This is a genomic window from Sphingomonas abaci (assembly GCF_014199625.1).
Taxonomy (GTDB): domain Bacteria; phylum Pseudomonadota; class Alphaproteobacteria; order Sphingomonadales; family Sphingomonadaceae; genus Sphingomonas; species Sphingomonas abaci.
Map to the genome: position 1 here is coordinate 177,377 of NZ_JACHNY010000004.1, position 16,118 is coordinate 193,494.

Here is a 16,118-nt window from a genome sequence, read left to right on the forward strand (position 1 = left end):
TAGGACATCCCGCAAGCCCAAGCGGCTGCGCCCGGAGCATCAGAGAGGATTTCATGACCAACGTCGTCATCGCCGGTTATGCCCGTTCGCCCTTCCACCTCGCCGGCAAGGGCGCGCTGGCGCGGGTCCGCCCCGACGATCTGGCCGCGCAGACGATCCGGGGGCTGCTGGCGAAGACGGGGGTCGATCCGGCGCTGATCGAGGATATCGTGCTGGGCTGCGCCTTTCCGGAGGGCGAGCAGGGGCTGAACGTCGCCCGCATGATCGGCCTGCTCGCCGACCTGCCGCTGTCGGTCGGCGGCATGACCGTGAACCGGTTCTGCGGTTCGTCGATGAGCGCGATCCATATCGCGGTCGGCCAGATCCAGATCGGCGCGGGCGAGGCCTTCATCTGCGCCGGGCTGGAGTCGATGAGCCGCATCCCGATGGGCGGCTACAATCCGCTGCCCAACCCCGTGCTCGCGAAGGCCAATCCCGGTGCCTATATGGGCATGGGCGACACCGCCGAGAATGTCGCGCAGAAATACCAGATCACCCGCGCCGAACAGGACGGTTTCGCGGTCAAGAGCCAGAAGAAGGCCGCCGCCGCGCGCGCCTCGGGCAAGCTGGCCGACGAGATCGTGCCGATCGTCACCAAGGCTGGCACGGTGAGCGAGGACGGCACGATCCGCCCCGACACCGACGAGGCCGCGCTCGCCGGGCTGAAGCCGGCCTTCCATCAGGAGGGATCGGTGACCGCCGGCACCTCGTCGCCGCTGACCGACGGAGCCAGCGCCGTGCTCGTGACCTCCGAGGCGTTCGCGAAGACCCATGGCCTGACCATCCTGGCGCGGATCAAGTCGGTCGGCATCTCGGGCTGCGAGCCGGAGACGATGGGCCTGGGCCCGATCGGCGCGTCGAAGAAGGCGCTGGAGCGGGCCGGCCTGTCGGTGGCCGACCTCGACGTGGTCGAGATCAACGAGGCGTTCGCGTCCCAGGCGATCGCCTGCATCCGCGATCTCGGCCTGAAGGAGGAGACGATCAACCTGGACGGCGGCGCGATCGCGATCGGCCATCCGCTGGGTGCGACCGGCGCGCGGATCGTCGGCAAGGCGGCGGCGCTGCTGGCGCGCGAGGGTGGCCGCTATGCGCTCGCCACCCAGTGCATCGGCGGCGGCCAAGGCATCGCCACCGTGCTGGAGCGCGCATAACATGACGGACAGCGTGAAGAAGGTCTGCGTCATCGGCGCGGGCGTGATGGGTGCCGGCATCGCCGCGCACGTCGCCAATGCCGGCGTGCCGGTGCTGCTGCTCGACATCGTGCCCAAGGACGCGACCGATCGGGACGCCGTTGCCAAGGGCGCGGTCGCGAAGATGCTGAAGACCGATCCCGCCCCCTTCATGTCCAGGGGCGCGGCGAAGCTGGTCGAAACCGGCAATATCGAGGATCACCTCGAACGAGTCGCCGAATGCGACTGGGTGGTCGAGGCGATCGTCGAGCGGCTCGACATCAAGCAGGCGCTCTACGCCCGGCTCGAGCAGGTGAAGCGGCCGGGCACCGCCGTGTCGTCCAACACCTCCACCATTCCGCTGGAGAAGCTGGTCGAGGGCCGATCGGACCAGTTCAAGGCCGATTTCCTCATCACTCATTTCTTCAATCCGCCGCGCTACATGCGGCTGATCGAGATCGTCCGCGGCGCCGCCACCGACGCCAGTGTGGCCGGCAAGGTCGAGGATTTCGTCGACCGGTTCCTGGGCAAGCGGATCGTCCGCGCCAAGGATACGCCCGGCTTCATCGCCAACCGCATCGGCACCTATTGGCTGGCGGTCGCGATCAACGCGGCGATGGACCAGGGCCTGACCGTCGAGGAGGCCGACCAGATCGGCGGGCGGCCGATGGGCGTGCCCAAGACCGGCATCTTCGGGCTGATCGACCTGGTCGGCGTCGACCTGATGCCGCTGCTCGCGAAAAGCCTGTCCTCGACGCTGCCGGCGGGCGACCCCTATTTCGACACAGTGCGGCCGCTGCCGCTGGTCGATCGGATGATCGCCGAGGGGTTCACCGGGCGCAAGGGCAAGGGCGGCTTCTACCGCCTCGACAAGGGCGCGGACGGCACGCGCACCAAATTGGCGCTCGACCTGTCCACCGGCGAATACCGGCCGCAGGGCAAGCCGGAAAAGCTGCCGGGTGCGGCCGAGCGCGATCTCGCGGCGCTGGTGAGCGCGCCGGGCAAGGTCGGGGCCTATGCTTGGGAGGTGCTGGGCAAGGTGCTGTCCTATGCCGCGATGCTGGTCGGCGAGGCGGCGGACGACGTGGTCGCGATCGATGACGCGATGAAGCTTGGCTATAACTGGAAGTTCGGGCCGTTCGAACTGATCGATCGCCTCGGGCCGGGCGCGCTCGCCGCGCGGCTCAAGGCCGAGGGACGGCCAGTGCCCGCGATCCTAGAGACGGCGGGCGACCGCCCCTTCTACCGCGTCGAGAACGGTCGGCGGCAATATCTGACGATCGGCGGCGACTATGCCGATGTCGTGCGGCCCGAGGGCGTGCTGCTGCTGGAGGATGTCAAGCTGCGCGAACAGCCGCTGGCCAAGACCGGCTCGGCCGCGCTGTGGGACATCGGCGACGGCGTCGTCGCGCTGGAGTTCACGGGCAAGATGAACGCCCTGGACGAAGAGGTGACCAAGCTGATCCAGCAGGCGATCCCGTTGGTGAAGGCCAAGTACAAGGCGCTGGTCATCTATAACGAGGGGTCGAACTTCTCGGCCGGCGCCAATCTCGGCCTGGCCATGTTCGCGGTGAACATCGCCGCGTGGAGCGAGATCGACAAGCTGATCGCCGCCGGGCAGCAAGCGTTCAAGGCGCTGAAATATGCGCCCTTCCCGGTCGTGTCGGCCCCGGCCGGCATGGCGCTGGGCGGCGGGTGCGAGATCCTGCTCCATTCGGACGCGGTGCAGGCCCATGCCGAAAGCTATATCGGCCTGGTCGAATGCGGCGTCGGCCTGCTGCCCGGCTGGGGCGGCAATGGCGAGATGCTCGACCGATTCGCCAAGGCGCCGATGATGCCCAAGGGGCCGATGCCGGCGGTGGCCAAGGCATTCGAGACGATCTCGACCGCCAAGGTGTCCAAGTCGGCCGCCGAGGCGAAGGAGCTGATGTTCCTGCGCGCCACCGACGGGATCACCATGAACCGCGACCGGTTGCTCAGCGATGCCAAGGCGCGTGCGCTGGCCTTGGTCGAGGGCTATGCGCCGCCGGAGAAACCGGTCTTCCGCCTGCCGGGCGAGAGCGGCCGGGTCGGCATCGCCGGCGTCGTCGCCGACTTCCGGAAGAAGGGCGTGGCGACCGAGTATGACGTGGTCGTCGCCGAGCGGCTGGCGACCGTGCTGACCGGCGGCGAGGCCGATCTGGTCGACACCGTCACCGAAGACCAATTGCTGAAGCTGGAGCGCCAGGCCTTTCTGGCGGGTGTCAAGGACAGCCGCACCCAGGCCCGGGTCGAACAGATGCTGACGACCGGCAAGCCGCTGCGCAACTGAGGACGTAAAACGATGCAAGTCTATACCGCCCCCTTGCGCGACATGCGCTTCGTGCTGCACGAACTGTTCGCCGACCGGCCGTTCGGGCCGCTCGCGCTGTCCGACGACTTCACCCCCGACCTGTACGACGCGGTGCTCGAAGAGGCGGCGCGGATGGCGCAAGAGGTGCTGCTGCCGCTCAACGCCAGTGGCGACCTGGAGGGCTGTACGTACGAGAACGGCGTGGTCCGCACGCCCAAGGGCTTCCCCGAAGCCTATGCCCGCTTCCGCGAGGGCGGCTGGGCGGCGCTGTCATCCGATCCGCGCTGGGGGGGACAGGGCCTGCCGGAGACGGTGAACAAGCTGGTCGAGGAGATGACCTGTTCGGCCAACCTCTCCTTCGGCCTCTATCCCGGCCTGACCCACGGCGCGACCACCGCGATCGAGGGCCATGCCAGCGAGGATTTGAAGCAGGCTTATCTGCCCAAGATGGTCAGCGGCGAATGGGCGGGCACCATGTGCCTGACCGAATCGCATTGCGGCACCGATCTGGGGCTGCTGCGCACCCGGGCGGTGCCGCAGGGCGACGGCAGCTACAAGCTCACGGGATCGAAGATCTTCATCTCGTCCGGCGACCACGACCTGACCGATAATATCATCCATCTGGTCCTCGCCCGCCTGCCCGACGCGCCGGCCGGCGTGAAGGGGATCAGCCTGTTCCTGGTGCCGAAGTTCCTGCCGAACGCCGACGGCAGCATCGGCCCGCGCAACGGCGTGGCGGTCGCCGGGATCGAGCACAAGATGGGCTTGAAGGCCTCGGCGACCTGCCAGATGAACTTCGACGACGCCGCCGGCTGGCTGGTCGGCGAGCCGAACCGGGGGCTGGCGGCGATGTTCACGATGATGAACACGGAGCGCGTGTCGGTCGGCGTGCAGGGCCTGGGCGTGGGCGAGATCGCCTATCAGTCCGCCGTCGCCTATGCCCGCGACCGGTTGCAGGGTCGTGCCCTGACCGGCCCGGCGCGGCCCGACCTGCCCGCCGACCCGATCATCGTCCACCCGGACGTGCGCCGGATGCTGATGACGATGCGCGTCTATGCGGAGGGGTGCCGGGCGCTGGGTCAATGGACCTCGCAGGCGCTCGACGCCGAGAAGCACGGCACCGATCCCGAGGGCCGCGCCCGCGCCACCGACTTCGTCGCGCTGATGACGCCGGTGGTGAAGGCCCTGTTCACCGACCTCGCTTCCGAAGCGGCGAACCTGGCGGTGCAGACCTATGGCGGCCACGGCTATATCCGCGAGCACGGCGTCGAGCAGTTCGTCCGCGATGCCCGCATCTGCCAGATCTATGAGGGGACGAACGGCGTCCAGGCTCTCGACCTGCTCGGGCGCAAGATGCCCGCCAATATGGGCCGCGCGCTCCGCCCCTTCTTCCACAGCGTCTCCGGGCTGCTGGAGGAACTGACCGGCACGACCGACAAGGTCCTGTCGATCCACGCCACCGCGCTCCACCAGGCGTTCGGCGCGTTGCAGCTCACCACCGGTATGCTCGCGCAAAAGGGGCTGAAGGACCCCGACGAGATCGGCGCGGCGGCGACCGATTACCTGCGCATGCTGGGGCTGGTCGGCATCGGCTATTGCTTCCTGAAGGCGGAGCGGATCGCGCAGGCCCGACTCGCCGAAGGAAGCGGGGACGAGGCCTTCTACCGCGCCAAGATGGCCACGGCCGGCTTCTTCTTCGACCGCATCCTGCCCCAGGCGACGACCGGCTTCCTGGTCATCAAGTCGGGCAAGCGGTCGACCATGGCGCTCCCCGCCGACGCTTTCTGATCGCTGCCACAATCTCTACCTTCCATCCCGGCGGAGGCCGGGATCCAGTTGGAGAGATGCTGGTAAGAGACCAGGATCGTTCCGTGACTGGACCCCGGCCTTTGCCGGGGTCGAATAGATGGGTCCATCGGCCCCGCCGCTAAGACAGCTATGCTGACCTTGACACGTCACAAGAAAATCATAGGGTCAGCCGACTTCCCAATGCGTAAGGCACCGACCCTTTAAGTCAGGCCCGGCGCACTGGTGCAACCGGCCGATCGTACATATACGGCGGCCAAACGGCCCTATACGGCCACGAGGAGAGGATGATGTCGGCACCTGCCCTGTTCGCCACCCTGATCGCTTCGGTCGTGGCGCTCGCGCCCGTGGCGGCGTCGGCGCAAGCCGGGCCCAGCGCCGCGATCGGCCTGTGGAAGACGGAGACGCGCGGCGGCGTGGTCGAGATCCAGCGCTGCGGCGCATCGATCTGCGGCCGGCTGGTCACGTCGGAACTGCTGCGCACCCAGCCCAATCTCAAGGACGCGAACAACAAGGACGCGTCGCAGCGCAACCGCCCGCTGAAAGGCCTGCTGATCCTCAGCGGCTTCAAGGGCGATGCCGGCGCCTGGTCGGGCGGCACCATCTACAATGCCGATGACGGCAAGACCTACAGCGCCAAGCTGACGCCGATCGGCAACGATCAGCTGAAGGTACGCGGCTGTGTATTCGTGCCGCTCTGCAAGACCCAGACCTGGACGCGTCTGCGCTGATCCGGCCCCCGCTTTTCCACGACTGAACTGACCAAAGGAACTGCCCCATGTCGCTGCGCCTGAAGGTGTCCCTTGCCACCTCCGCTGCCCTGTCCGTCTTTGCCTGTGCCGGCGTCGCGCAGGGCCAGGCCTTCTATCTCCAGGAACAGTCGGCGCGCGCCGCCGGCCGCGCCTTTTCGGGCGAGGCGGCCGATACCGGCGCGCAGTCGCTGTGGTGGAACCCCGCCGCGATCGGCGGGCTGGACCAGGGCGATGCGGCGATCGCCGCCGCCGCCATCCTGCCCAAGGGCAAGGTGGTCGACAATGGCACGCTGATTCGCCGCCCCGGCCAGCCCGCCGCCGCCATCGGTGGCCAGTCGGTGTCGCGCGACCCGATCAACAACGGCGTGCTGCCCTCGGGCGCGATCGCCTATCCGTTGACGGACCGCGTCTCGATCGGCCTGGCGGTCACCTCGCCCTACAGCTTCACCACCGACTATGACGCCGACAGCTGGGCGCGCTATTCGGCCGACAAGACCAAGCTGCGCACCATCGACATCCAGCCCTCGATCGGCATCGCGCTGACCGACTGGCTGCGCGTCGGCGGCGCGGTGAATGTCGAATATACCGATGCCAGCTTGGGCAATGCGCTGCCCAACCTCTCGGCCGCGCTGCCCGACGGCGCGCAGAAGCTGAAGGGGGATGGCTGGGACCTGGGCTGGACTGCCGGCGTGCAGATGCACAACGACTTCATCACCGTCGGCATCGCCTACAAGTCGCGCATCCAGCACAATCTGAAGGGCAGCCTGGAGGTCAGCGGCCTGGTCGGCCCGCTCGCCGCGCAGAACCGCACGATCGACGGCGCGACCGCGCAATTCTACACGCCCGCCCAGACCATCGTCGGCGCCCGGCTGCGCGCCACCGACGCGCTGACGCTGAACGCGCAGGTGGTCCGTTACAATTGGAGCAAGTTCGACGCGATCCGCCTCGGCGCGCCGATCAATCAGGCCCTGCCGGAGAACTATCGCGACAGCTGGAGCCTGGCGGGCGGCGTCGACTATGCCGTGTCGCCGGCGCTGACGCTGCGCGCGGGCGTGCAGCACGCCAACACCCCGACCCAGGACGGCCGCCGCGACGCGCGTGTCCCCGACTCGGACCGCTGGAACTATGGCGCGGGCGCGACCTTCAACGTCACCTCGCGCTTCTCGATCGACGCGGCCGGCAATTACGTCGACTTCAAGAACGCGCCGATCGACCGGATCACCGCCGCTTATGCCGGCACCGCGGCGCAGACGCCGATCCTGACCAACGGCCGGCTGGAGGACGCCCACGCCTTCATCGCGTCGCTGGGTGGCCGCTTCCGCTTCTGATCGACCTCCGGGGGCGGCCGACCGCGACCGCCGCCCCCCCCATATCCCTGAACCGCCGCTAAATATTCCATTCCGACAGCATTCAGCGCGGGGCCGCTATCAGCGGAACCACGATCGCACCTTCGCGCGTTTGTCTCACAGCGGACCGGGCGTATCGAGTAGGAGGTTCGGGATGAACAACTGGATCAAGACAGCAGGTTTGAGCATTGCTTTGGCCGCGACCGCCGTCACCGCGGCAGCGCCGGCCGAGGCGCAGCGGTGGCGCGGCGATTATGGCTGGCGGCATCGTGGCGGCGGCGGCAATGCCGCGGCGGGTGCCCTGCTCGGCGGCATCGTCGGCCTGGGGGTCGGCGCGGCCATCGCCAGCAGCAATCGGGGCTACAACCGCAACTATTATTACTACGACGCGCCGCCGCCCCCGCCGCCGCCCGTCTATCGCGACTATTACTACGACAACTACTACCAGCCACAATGCTGGACGCAGTGGCGCTATGACCAATATGGCTACCGCGTCCCCGTACGCGTCTGCCAGTGAGGTGAGCGACGGCGTGGGGTCATCCCCACGCCGTTTGCTTTGAAGCCGCTTTTTTGTGGCCGAGCCGGCGTGGCTTGCGCTAAGCGCCGGGCATGACCGATACGCCTCCCGACCATCTTTCGATCAATCCCGACAGCCCGTTCTTCGACCAGGCCGCGCTGGAGCGTGGCGTCGGCATCCGCTTCAAGGGAGCCGAGCGCCGCGACGTCGAGGAATATTCGATCTCCGAGGGCTGGATCCGGGTCGGGCTGGGCAAGAAGGTCGACCGCCACGGCCGGCCGCTGACCATCAAACTGAACGGCCCGGTCGAGGCCTGGTTCGAACGCTCCGCCGACGGTGCCGAGGCGAGCGAGGACACGACCGCGTCCAGCGCCGACTGAACCTCCGCAAAACCGGGAGGCCGACCTGAAGCGCATTCTTCTCCTCACGGTCGGTCTTGCCGCCTGTATCCCCGCGAAGGCGCCAGAGGACGCCGGCGCCCGGCGCGATACCGACACGACGACGGTCGCTGTCCCGCCGATCGCGATGGTGACGCCGCGTCCCGGCGCGCTCCGGACCTTTGGCGACTGGGCCGTGGCGTGCGACAATGTCCGCCGCTGCGCGATGACGTCGCTTGGTGCGGAATTCGGCATCGACTGGCCCAAGGTGGCGATGACCGTCACGCGGACGCCGGGTCCGCGGGGCGGGTTCGCGCTGACCTTCCAGGCGCTGGATGATCACAGCCCGCCCTCCGACGCGGTGTCGATCGATGGCCACCGCTTGTCGCTGGCGGGCGGGCGGACCGGCAGCCCCGCCGCGGCGATCGTCGCCGCCATGGCGAACGGCCGGTCGCTCGCGATCGAGTCGGGTCCGCGCACCCTGTCCACCGTGTCGCTGAGCGGCGCGGCGGCGGCGCTACGCTATGTCGATGCCGAGCAGGGACGCGCCGGCACCGTCACCGCCGTGATGGCAAGGGGGGATGCGCCGGCCAGCCGCGTTCCGGCCGCGCCGCCGCTGCCGGTCGTCCGCATGGTCACGCCCGGCGGCCAGCCCGCCGCGATCGACCCACCGACGCTGAAGCGGCTTCGCCAGCAGGCCGGATGTGCGATGGACCTCTCCGCCGACCATCCCGCCGGGACGATGCCGCCCGAGGCGCACGCGCTGGGCGGCGATCGCACCCTGCTGATCGTGCCCTGTTCGATGGGAGCGTATAATTTGCTGTCGGCGCTCTTCGTCTCGCGGGGCGGGGACTGGGTCCCGGTCGCGGTCGATGCGCCGATCGGCTTCGCGGAAACCGGCGCGGAGGGCGATGGCCCGGTGCCCGAATTGGTCAACGCCGAATGGAAGGACGGCATGCTGACGGGCTATGCCAAAGGTCGCGGCCTGGGCGATTGCGGCCTGTCGCAGACCCTGGCCTGGGACGGCGCCCGCCTGCGCCTGACCGAGCAGCGCGAGATGCGCGAATGCCGAGGCAATCCGCACCTCCTCACAACGTGGCGGACGCAATTGGTGTGGGAGCGTTCGGCCCGCGCCGAGACACGACGGCGCACGGCCGGCGCGCTTTAGGTGCAACGGCCCCGTGCCGGGGGGGGGGGGGCGATGCGACACGTCGCGACCGTCCGGGCGCGTCCCGGCCTCCCATTGGGGGCCGTCGCGCATGGTTCGAGCGGTTGCGTGACCGGACCCCGGCCTCCGACGGGGTGGTGCCGATTTCGCGCCGCCTGGACCGCGATTATGGTGCGACCCGCTCCGCCTGGGCTTCGGCCAGATAGACCGCGAACAGCCCGTCGGGATCGGTCCATTCCGCCACCGGCGTCCAGCCGCCGGTGCGTAGCAGGATGCGCGCGTCGCGGGGGCCGTATTTGTGGCTGTTCTCGGTGTGGATGGTCTCGCCCGCCGCCATCGCGAAGGCGCGGCCGTCGACCGTGAAGGCGATGTCGCGCACCGCCTCCAGATGCATCTCGATCCGCGCCCGGTCGTCGTTCCAGATCGCGCGGTGGCGGAACGCGTCCAGCGGCATGGTGCCGTCCAGTTCGCGGTTGATCCGTTCGATCAGGTTGCGGTTGAACGCCGCCGTCACCCCCGCCGCATCGTCATAGGCGGGGACCAGCACGCGCTCATCCTTGATCCGGTCCATGCCGATCAGCAGCATCGCCCCCTGCCCCAGCGACTCCCGCATGGCGCGCAGCAGGTCGCACGCCATCGCCGGGGTCATGTTACCGATCGTCGAGCCGGGGAAGAAACCGAGCTTTGGCTGCTCCGCCACCGCCGCCGGCAGCGTCAGGGGCTTGAGGAAGTCGGCCTCGAACGGCAACACCGGAAGGTCCGGGAACCGCGCCGCCAGCACGCGCGACGATTCGCGCAGGAAATCGCCCGAGATGTCGATCGGCACATAGGCGCACGGATCGACGCAGGACAGCACGACCGGCGTCTTGGTCGACGAGCCGGAGCCGAACTCCACCACTGCCCGGCCGGAGCCGACCAGGTCGCGCAGCGTCGGGCAGATCGTCTCCAGGATCGCGGTCTCGGTCCGGGTCGGATAATATTCGGGTAGGTCGGTGATCGCCTCGAACAGTTCCGAGCCGCGCCGGTCGTAGAACCAGCGGGCCGGGATCGCGCGCGGCCGCCGCTCCAGCCCGGCGAGCACATCGGCGCGGAATGCCGGATCGGTCAGGCTGCGCAGGCCGTCCTCACCCTCGGGTTTCAGCATCTACAGATCCTTTGCGAGGCGCAGGCCGGTGAACTGCCAGCGTTGATGGGGGTAGAAGAAATTGCGATAGCAGGCGCGGACATGGCCGCGCGGCGTCGCGCAGGAGCCGCCCCGCAGGACGAACTGCCCGCTCATGAACTTGCCATTATATTCGCCGACCGCCCCGTCGGCGGCGCGGAAGCCGGGATAGGGGCGGTAGGCGCTGCCGGTCCATTCCCAGACATTGCCGAACATCTGGGCGTCCGCAGCGGCAACCGGCTCGATCACGCCAGCCGTGTCCATCTGCCGGCCGCCAAGCGGGTCCTGCCGGGCGGCATGCGCCTCCCACTCCGCCTCGGTCGGCAGGCGCGCGCCGGCCCAGGCGGCATAGGCATCCGCCTCGAAGAAGCTGATATGGGTGACCGGCGCGGCGGGATCGACCGGGCGGCGGCCGTCCAGCCCAAATCGCGTCCAGCCCTCCGCACCCTGCTGCCAGTAGAGCGGCGCCACGACCCCTTCCGCCTTCACCCAGGTCCAGCCGTCCGCCAACCACCAGCGCGGTTCGCGATAGCCGCCATCGGCGATGAAGGCGGCCCATTCGCCATTGGTCACGGTGCGGTCGGCGAGCATGTGGGGGGCGAGCAAGGTCTCGTGCCGCGGCCCCTCGCAGTCGAAGGCGAAGCCGTCACCGTCATGGCCGATGCGCACGATCCCGCCCGGATGCGACCGCCAGCCGGTCTCCGCCGGCATCGCCGAGGGGCCACGCCGCACGGGCGGATAGAGCGCCGGCTCCAGCGGATTCTCGCTGAACAGATGGATCAGGTCGGTGACCAGCAGTTCCTGATGCTGCTCCTCATGATGGCAGCCGAGCGCGACCAGCGCCCGCGCGTCCGCCGACAGGTCGGGCAGCGCCCGGGCCAGGGCGGCGTCGACATGCGCCCGGTAGGCGCGGACCTCGGACAGGTCGGGGCGCGTGATCATTCCGCGCCGGTGACGGGCGTGACGCCGCCCCTCCGCCTCGTAATAGCTGTTGAACAGGAAGGGCCAGCGGTCGTCGTGCAGCCGGTAGCCGGGCACATGGTCGCGCAGCACGAAGGTCTCGAAGAACCAGGTGGTATGCGCCAGGTGCCATTTGGCGGGCGAGGCGTCGGGCATCGACTGCACCGTCGCATCGGCATCGGACAAGCGATCGGTCAGTGCCAGGCTCAGCGCCCGGACATGCGCGAAACGCGCCTCCAGCTCCGTGTCGACTGCCGATATCGCCGTTGCCATCCACCCGCTCCCATCCGAACGCGTGGTCGACGATCGATCAGCGCGCTCGCCCCGGAACCCAGAGAACGTCTCCTGATCCATTTTGGTTCAGCGCCCGCGCCGCCACGAACAGGAAATCGGACAGCCGGTTGATGTAGGATAATGCCGCAGGGTTGATGGGTGCATCAACCGCCACCATCGCCCGCTCCGCACGGCGGGCGATCGCGCGCGCCAGATGCAGCGCCGCCGCCGCCGCCGAGCCGCCGGGCAGGATGAAGCTGCGCAAGGGGGCCAGATCGGCATTGGCGGCGTCGATCGCGGCCTCCAGTCGCGCGACCTGCGCCGGCAGGATGCGCAGCACCATGGCTGACGGTGCGAAGTCCTCGCCCTCGCCCGCCGGCGTGGCGAGGTCGGCGCCCAGGTCGAACAGGTCGTTCTGGACCAGCAGCAGCGTGTCACGCACCGGGCCGGCGGGCAGCTGCACCAGCGCCACGCCGATCGCGCTGTTCGCCTCGTCGACATCGCCGATCGCCGCCATGCGCGGATCGGACTTGCGCACGCGGCTGCCATCGACCAGCCCGGTGGTGCCGTCGTCGCCGGTGCGCGTGTAGATTTTCGTCAGCTTGACCAGATCAGGTCCGCCCGGCCGCGAACAGGATGACGACGACGATCAGCACCGCCAGCGCCTGGAAGAACACCCGCTGCTGCATCATCCGGTTGGATTTCAGCGCCGCCTGGCTCGGCCCCTCGCCCCGCTTCACCTGCGCGGTCGATTCCTGGAGGAAGGCGATCACCCCGCGCACGAGCGCCACGACCGTCGCGATCATCGCGGCGATGAGCAACAGGGTGAGGAACGTGTTCATGCCACCAACTTAAGGCTTCGCGAGCGAAAGACCAGCGGGCAATTCGCCCCGCCGCAACGCGTCGGCCAGCGCCCGCCCGTCCTGCCCGGCGACGCGCTGCGCGGCGAGGCTGGGCGCGCCGTCGCGCTTGGCCAGCCGCCGTCCGCCGGGCCCGGTCAGCAGCGGATGGTGGTGATAGCGGGGCGTCGGCAGGCCGAGCAGCGCCTGCAGCAGCCGATGGACATGCGTCGCGTCGAACAGGTCGACGCCGCGCACGATGTCGGTCACGCCTTGCGCGGCATCGTCCAGCGTCACCGCCAAGTGGTAGCTGGCCGGCGCATCCTTGCGCGCCAGCACCACATCCCCCTGGGGCGCGGGATCGGCCTCGACGCGGCGGCCATGGTCGAACCAGGCCAGCGGCCCCGCCAGCGCCAGCGCGCGCGCCATGTCCAACCGCCAGCAATGCGGCTCACCCATCCGCGCCTGGACCTCCGCCGGGGTCAGGCGGCGGCAGGTGCCGGGATAGGCGACGGCCGCCCCATGCGGCGCGGACAGGCTGGCGGCGATCTCCGCACGCGTGCAGAAACAGGGATAGACCAGCCCCATCGCCCGCAGCCGGTCGAGCGCGGCCGCATAGCTGGCCAGCCGTTCGGACTGGAAGACCGGCCCCTCGAAGCGCAAGCCGAGCCAGGCCAGGTCGTCCAATATGCCCGCGACATGGTCGGGCCGCGACCGGGTACCGTCGATATCCTCGATCCGCAACAGGAACGTGCCGCCGTGCGTTACGGCGAAGTCATGGGACAGGATCGCGGACCAGGCATGGCCGAGATGCAGCGCGCCGGTTGGCGAGGGGGCAAATCGCGTGCGGACTTGACCCGGGCTCACGGTCCGTGCTGTCTTGCGGTCCATTGTCATGACTGTGTCACGCCGGTCGGCCAAAGCACTTCCGGCTTTGCTTGGGAGGGCCCGTGTTTCATCCCGACCTGATCCGACATCCCGACAGTTGCCCCACGCTCGTGCTCAATGCGGACTATACGCCGCTGTCCTATTATCCGCTCAGCCTCTGGCCCTGGCAGACGGCGGTCAAGGCGGTGTTCCTCGACCGCGTCGACATCGTCGCCCATTACGAGCGCGAGGTGCGCAGCGCCAATTTCGCATTGAAGCTGCCATCGGTGATCGCGCTGAAGCAATATGTGAAGCCGTCGCAGTTTCCCGCCTTCACCCGCTTCAACCTGTTCCTGCGCGACCGCTTCGCCTGCCAATATTGCGGGGTGGGCCGCGACCTGACCTTCGACCACGTCATTCCCCGCGCCTATGGCGGGCGGACGACCTGGGAGAATGTCGTCACCGCCTGCGCGCCGTGCAACCTGAAAAAGGGCGGCCGCACCCCGCGCGAGGCGGCGATGCCGCTGCATGTCGAGCCGATCCGGCCGACCAACTGGCATCTCCAGGAACATGGCCGCGCCTTCCCGCCCAACTACCTGCACGAGACATGGCACGACTGGCTCTATTGGGACGTTGAGCTGCAGGCATAGACAGGAACGGGAGCCATTGATGCGGGTGACGAACGGGGGAATGGCGGCCGGCGCGATGGCGGTGGCGCTGATGCTGGCGGCCTGTGGCAAGGACCCCGAGCAGAAGATGGCGCAGGCCGATCACCAGGCCGCCGCCGCCGGCTTCACGCCGCCCTCGGTCACCTCGCGGCTCGATTTCGGCGGGATGATGGAGCGCCGCTTCCATACGCTCGATCGCGACGGCGACGGCGTGATCGACCGGACGGAGATGCCCCGCAACAACTCGCGCCTCGTCGCGCTGGACCGCAACCGCGACGGCAAGATCACCGCGACCGAATTCTCCGAAGGGACGCTGGCCTGGTTCGACCGGATGGATTTGAACCGCGACGGCACGGTCACGTCGGAAGAACGTGAAACCTACCGCAGGAACCCGCAACCCGCGCCGACGCCCACCGGTTCGGTGATCCCCGTCCCCTGACGCCGGCCCGCCGGCGGGACGCGCCGAAGGGAGCCAGCGATGACCGACATGCCTCAGGCCGATGCGGGACCCGACCGCACGCCTCGCCCGGACACGGGCCGCCGCCGCGTGGTGATCGTCGGCGGCGGTTTCGCCGGCCTCGCCTGCGCGCGCGAACTGGCGGGCGCGGACGTGCAGGTCGTGCTGATCGACCGGCGCAACCATCATCTGTTCCAGCCGCTGCTCTACCAGGTGTCGACCGCCGCCCTGTCGCCCGCCGACATCGCGGTCGCCATCCGGCGCGTGCTGCACAAGGCGGGGAACGTTGATGTCGTACTGGCCGAGGTGACCGGGGTCGACCGTGCCGATGCGCGCGTGCGGCTCAAGGATGGCGGCCATATCCCCTATGACCAGCTCGTGCTGGCGACCGGCTCCGTCTACCATTATTTCGCCCATCCCGAATGGCGTGACCATGCCCCCGCGCCCAAGTCCATCGCCGAGGCGCGCCGCATCCGCGCGCGGCTGCTCGGCGCGTTCGAGCGGGCGGAAAGCTGCCCCGATCCCGCCGAACGCCGGGCGCTGATGACCGTCGTCGTGGTCGGCGGCGGCCCGACCGGCGTGGAGATGGCGGGCACCGTCGCCGAACTGGCCCGCTATACGCTTCGCGGCGATTTCCGCCGGATCGATCCCGCAGAGGCGCGCATCCTGCTGGTGGAAGCGGGGCCGCGGCTGCTCGCCGCCTTTCCGCCCGACCTCGGCGACTATGCGCGCGGACGGCTGAAGCGGATGGGCGTCGAGGTGCGGCTCGACCAGCCGGTCGAGGCGATCGACGATGGCGGCGTCACGCTGGCGGGCGAGCGGATCGACGCCGCTACCGTCGTCTGGGGAGCGGGCATCCGCGCCGCGCCCGGCGCGGACTGGGTCGGCGGCACCGCGGACCGCACCGGCCGGCTGCCGGTCACCGCCAATTTGTCGCTGCCGGGCGACCCCGCCATCTTCGCGCTGGGCGACCTCGCGCTGTTCGAGCAGGACGGCAAGCCGCTGCCCGCCCTGGCGCAGGTCGCGCAGCAGCAGGGCCGACACCTCGGCCGGGCGCTGCGCCGGTCCGATGCACCGCCACCCTATCGCTACCGCACGCGCGGCGACACGGCGGTGATCGGCCGCCATGCCGCCGTCTACACCTATGGCCGGTTCAAGCTGACGGGGCGGCTGGCCTGGCTGCTCTGGTCGATCGCCCATGTCTATCTGCTGATCGGCTTCCAGCGGCGCACGCTGGTGATGCTGCAATGGGTCTGGCGCTATCTCACCTTCGAGCGCGGCGCCCGGTTAATCGACTGAATCGGTCGCTTACGCATACGTAAGCGCAATAAATGTTCGTGTCGCCGGGTATTCGCGACTTGACCCATGTTCCACCGCAGCGCAGCA

General features: G+C 69.0%; 16 protein-coding genes. 11 read left to right on the plus strand and 5 right to left on the minus strand.

The window, feature by feature from the left end:
- The first annotated feature begins 53 nt into the window (after positions 1 to 53).
- From GGQ96_RS11000 to GGQ96_RS11035, 8 genes are all read left to right on the plus strand, one after another.
- A complete protein-coding gene (locus tag GGQ96_RS11000) occupies positions 54 to 1,190 on the plus strand; it encodes a thiolase family protein (protein WP_184114552.1) in 1,137 nt (378 codons plus the stop codon).
- 1 nt (position 1,191) lies between these two features.
- Positions 1,192 to 3,519 (plus strand): 3-hydroxyacyl-CoA dehydrogenase/enoyl-CoA hydratase family protein, encoded by a 2,328-nt coding sequence (locus tag GGQ96_RS11005; protein WP_184114553.1) that lies wholly within the window; start codon positions 1,192 to 1,194, stop codon positions 3,517 to 3,519.
- A gap of 12 nt (positions 3,520 to 3,531) precedes the next feature.
- Positions 3,532 to 5,328 (plus strand): acyl-CoA dehydrogenase C-terminal domain-containing protein, encoded by a 1,797-nt coding sequence (locus GGQ96_RS11010; RefSeq protein ID WP_184114555.1) that lies wholly within the window; start codon positions 3,532 to 3,534, stop codon positions 5,326 to 5,328.
- Positions 5,329 to 5,636: 308 nt separating this feature from the next.
- Positions 5,637 to 6,077, plus strand: coding sequence for a DUF2147 domain-containing protein (locus GGQ96_RS11015; RefSeq protein WP_184114557.1), 441 nt, complete (start codon positions 5,637 to 5,639; stop codon positions 6,075 to 6,077).
- Positions 6,078 to 6,124: 47 nt separating this feature from the next.
- The gene (locus GGQ96_RS11020; RefSeq protein WP_184114559.1) at positions 6,125 to 7,426 is read left to right on the plus strand and encodes an OmpP1/FadL family transporter; all 1,302 of its coding nucleotides are present in this window, start codon (positions 6,125 to 6,127) and stop codon (positions 7,424 to 7,426) included.
- 172 nt (positions 7,427 to 7,598) lie between these two features.
- Positions 7,599 to 7,961 carry a hypothetical protein gene (locus GGQ96_RS11025; RefSeq protein ID WP_184114561.1) on the plus strand — a complete coding sequence of 121 codons (363 nt, stop codon included), beginning with the start codon at positions 7,599 to 7,601 and terminating at the stop codon, positions 7,959 to 7,961.
- A gap of 92 nt (positions 7,962 to 8,053) precedes the next feature.
- Positions 8,054 to 8,341, plus strand: a complete 288-nt coding sequence (locus GGQ96_RS11030) for a DUF3297 family protein (protein ID WP_184114563.1) — start codon at positions 8,054 to 8,056, stop codon at positions 8,339 to 8,341.
- 148 nt (positions 8,342 to 8,489) lie between these two features.
- Complete coding sequence (locus tag GGQ96_RS11035) at positions 8,490 to 9,506, plus strand: DUF1176 domain-containing protein (protein ID WP_184114565.1); 1,017 nt, start codon at positions 8,490 to 8,492, stop codon at positions 9,504 to 9,506.
- Positions 9,507 to 9,672: 166 nt separating this feature from the next.
- On the opposite strand, the gene egtD is transcribed toward GGQ96_RS11035, so the two are convergent.
- Genes egtD through gluQRS form a run of 5 tightly spaced genes read right to left on the minus strand, consistent with a single transcriptional unit; the run spans position 9,673 to position 13,631 of the window.
- Entirely contained in the window at positions 9,673 to 10,650 is a 978-nt protein-coding gene (gene egtD / locus GGQ96_RS11040) for an L-histidine N(alpha)-methyltransferase (RefSeq protein ID WP_184114567.1), read from the minus strand.
- Positions 10,651 to 11,901 carry an ergothioneine biosynthesis protein EgtB gene (gene egtB, locus GGQ96_RS11045; RefSeq protein WP_184114569.1) on the minus strand — a complete coding sequence of 417 codons (1,251 nt, stop codon included), beginning with the start codon at positions 11,899 to 11,901 and terminating at the stop codon, positions 10,651 to 10,653.
- 37 nt (positions 11,902 to 11,938) lie between these two features.
- Entirely contained in the window at positions 11,939 to 12,511 is a 573-nt protein-coding gene (locus tag GGQ96_RS11050) for a cob(I)yrinic acid a,c-diamide adenosyltransferase (protein ID WP_184115092.1), read from the minus strand.
- A 1-nt stretch (position 12,512) separates the two neighbouring features.
- On the minus strand, positions 12,513 to 12,743 hold the full coding sequence (locus GGQ96_RS11055) for a twin transmembrane helix small protein (RefSeq protein WP_184114571.1): 231 nt from the start codon (positions 12,741 to 12,743) through the stop codon (positions 12,513 to 12,515).
- A 9-nt stretch (positions 12,744 to 12,752) separates the two neighbouring features.
- Entirely contained in the window at positions 12,753 to 13,631 is an 879-nt protein-coding gene (gluQRS, locus tag GGQ96_RS11060) for a tRNA glutamyl-Q(34) synthetase GluQRS (RefSeq protein ID WP_184114573.1), read from the minus strand.
- Between the two features lie 59 nt (positions 13,632 to 13,690).
- Between gluQRS and GGQ96_RS11065 the strand changes: the two genes are divergently transcribed.
- From GGQ96_RS11065 to GGQ96_RS11075, 3 genes are read left to right on the plus strand one after another with little or no spacing between them, the layout of a single operon-like run.
- Positions 13,691 to 14,257 carry an HNH endonuclease gene (locus tag GGQ96_RS11065; RefSeq protein ID WP_125996022.1) on the plus strand — a complete coding sequence of 189 codons (567 nt, stop codon included), beginning with the start codon at positions 13,691 to 13,693 and terminating at the stop codon, positions 14,255 to 14,257.
- Positions 14,258 to 14,312: 55 nt separating this feature from the next.
- Positions 14,313 to 14,714, plus strand: coding sequence for an EF-hand domain-containing protein (locus tag GGQ96_RS11070; RefSeq protein ID WP_246360441.1), 402 nt, complete (start codon positions 14,313 to 14,315; stop codon positions 14,712 to 14,714).
- 39 nt (positions 14,715 to 14,753) lie between these two features.
- Complete coding sequence (locus GGQ96_RS11075) at positions 14,754 to 16,031, plus strand: NAD(P)/FAD-dependent oxidoreductase (RefSeq protein ID WP_246360442.1); 1,278 nt, start codon at positions 14,754 to 14,756, stop codon at positions 16,029 to 16,031.
- Positions 16,032 to 16,118: the final 87 nt, after the last annotated feature.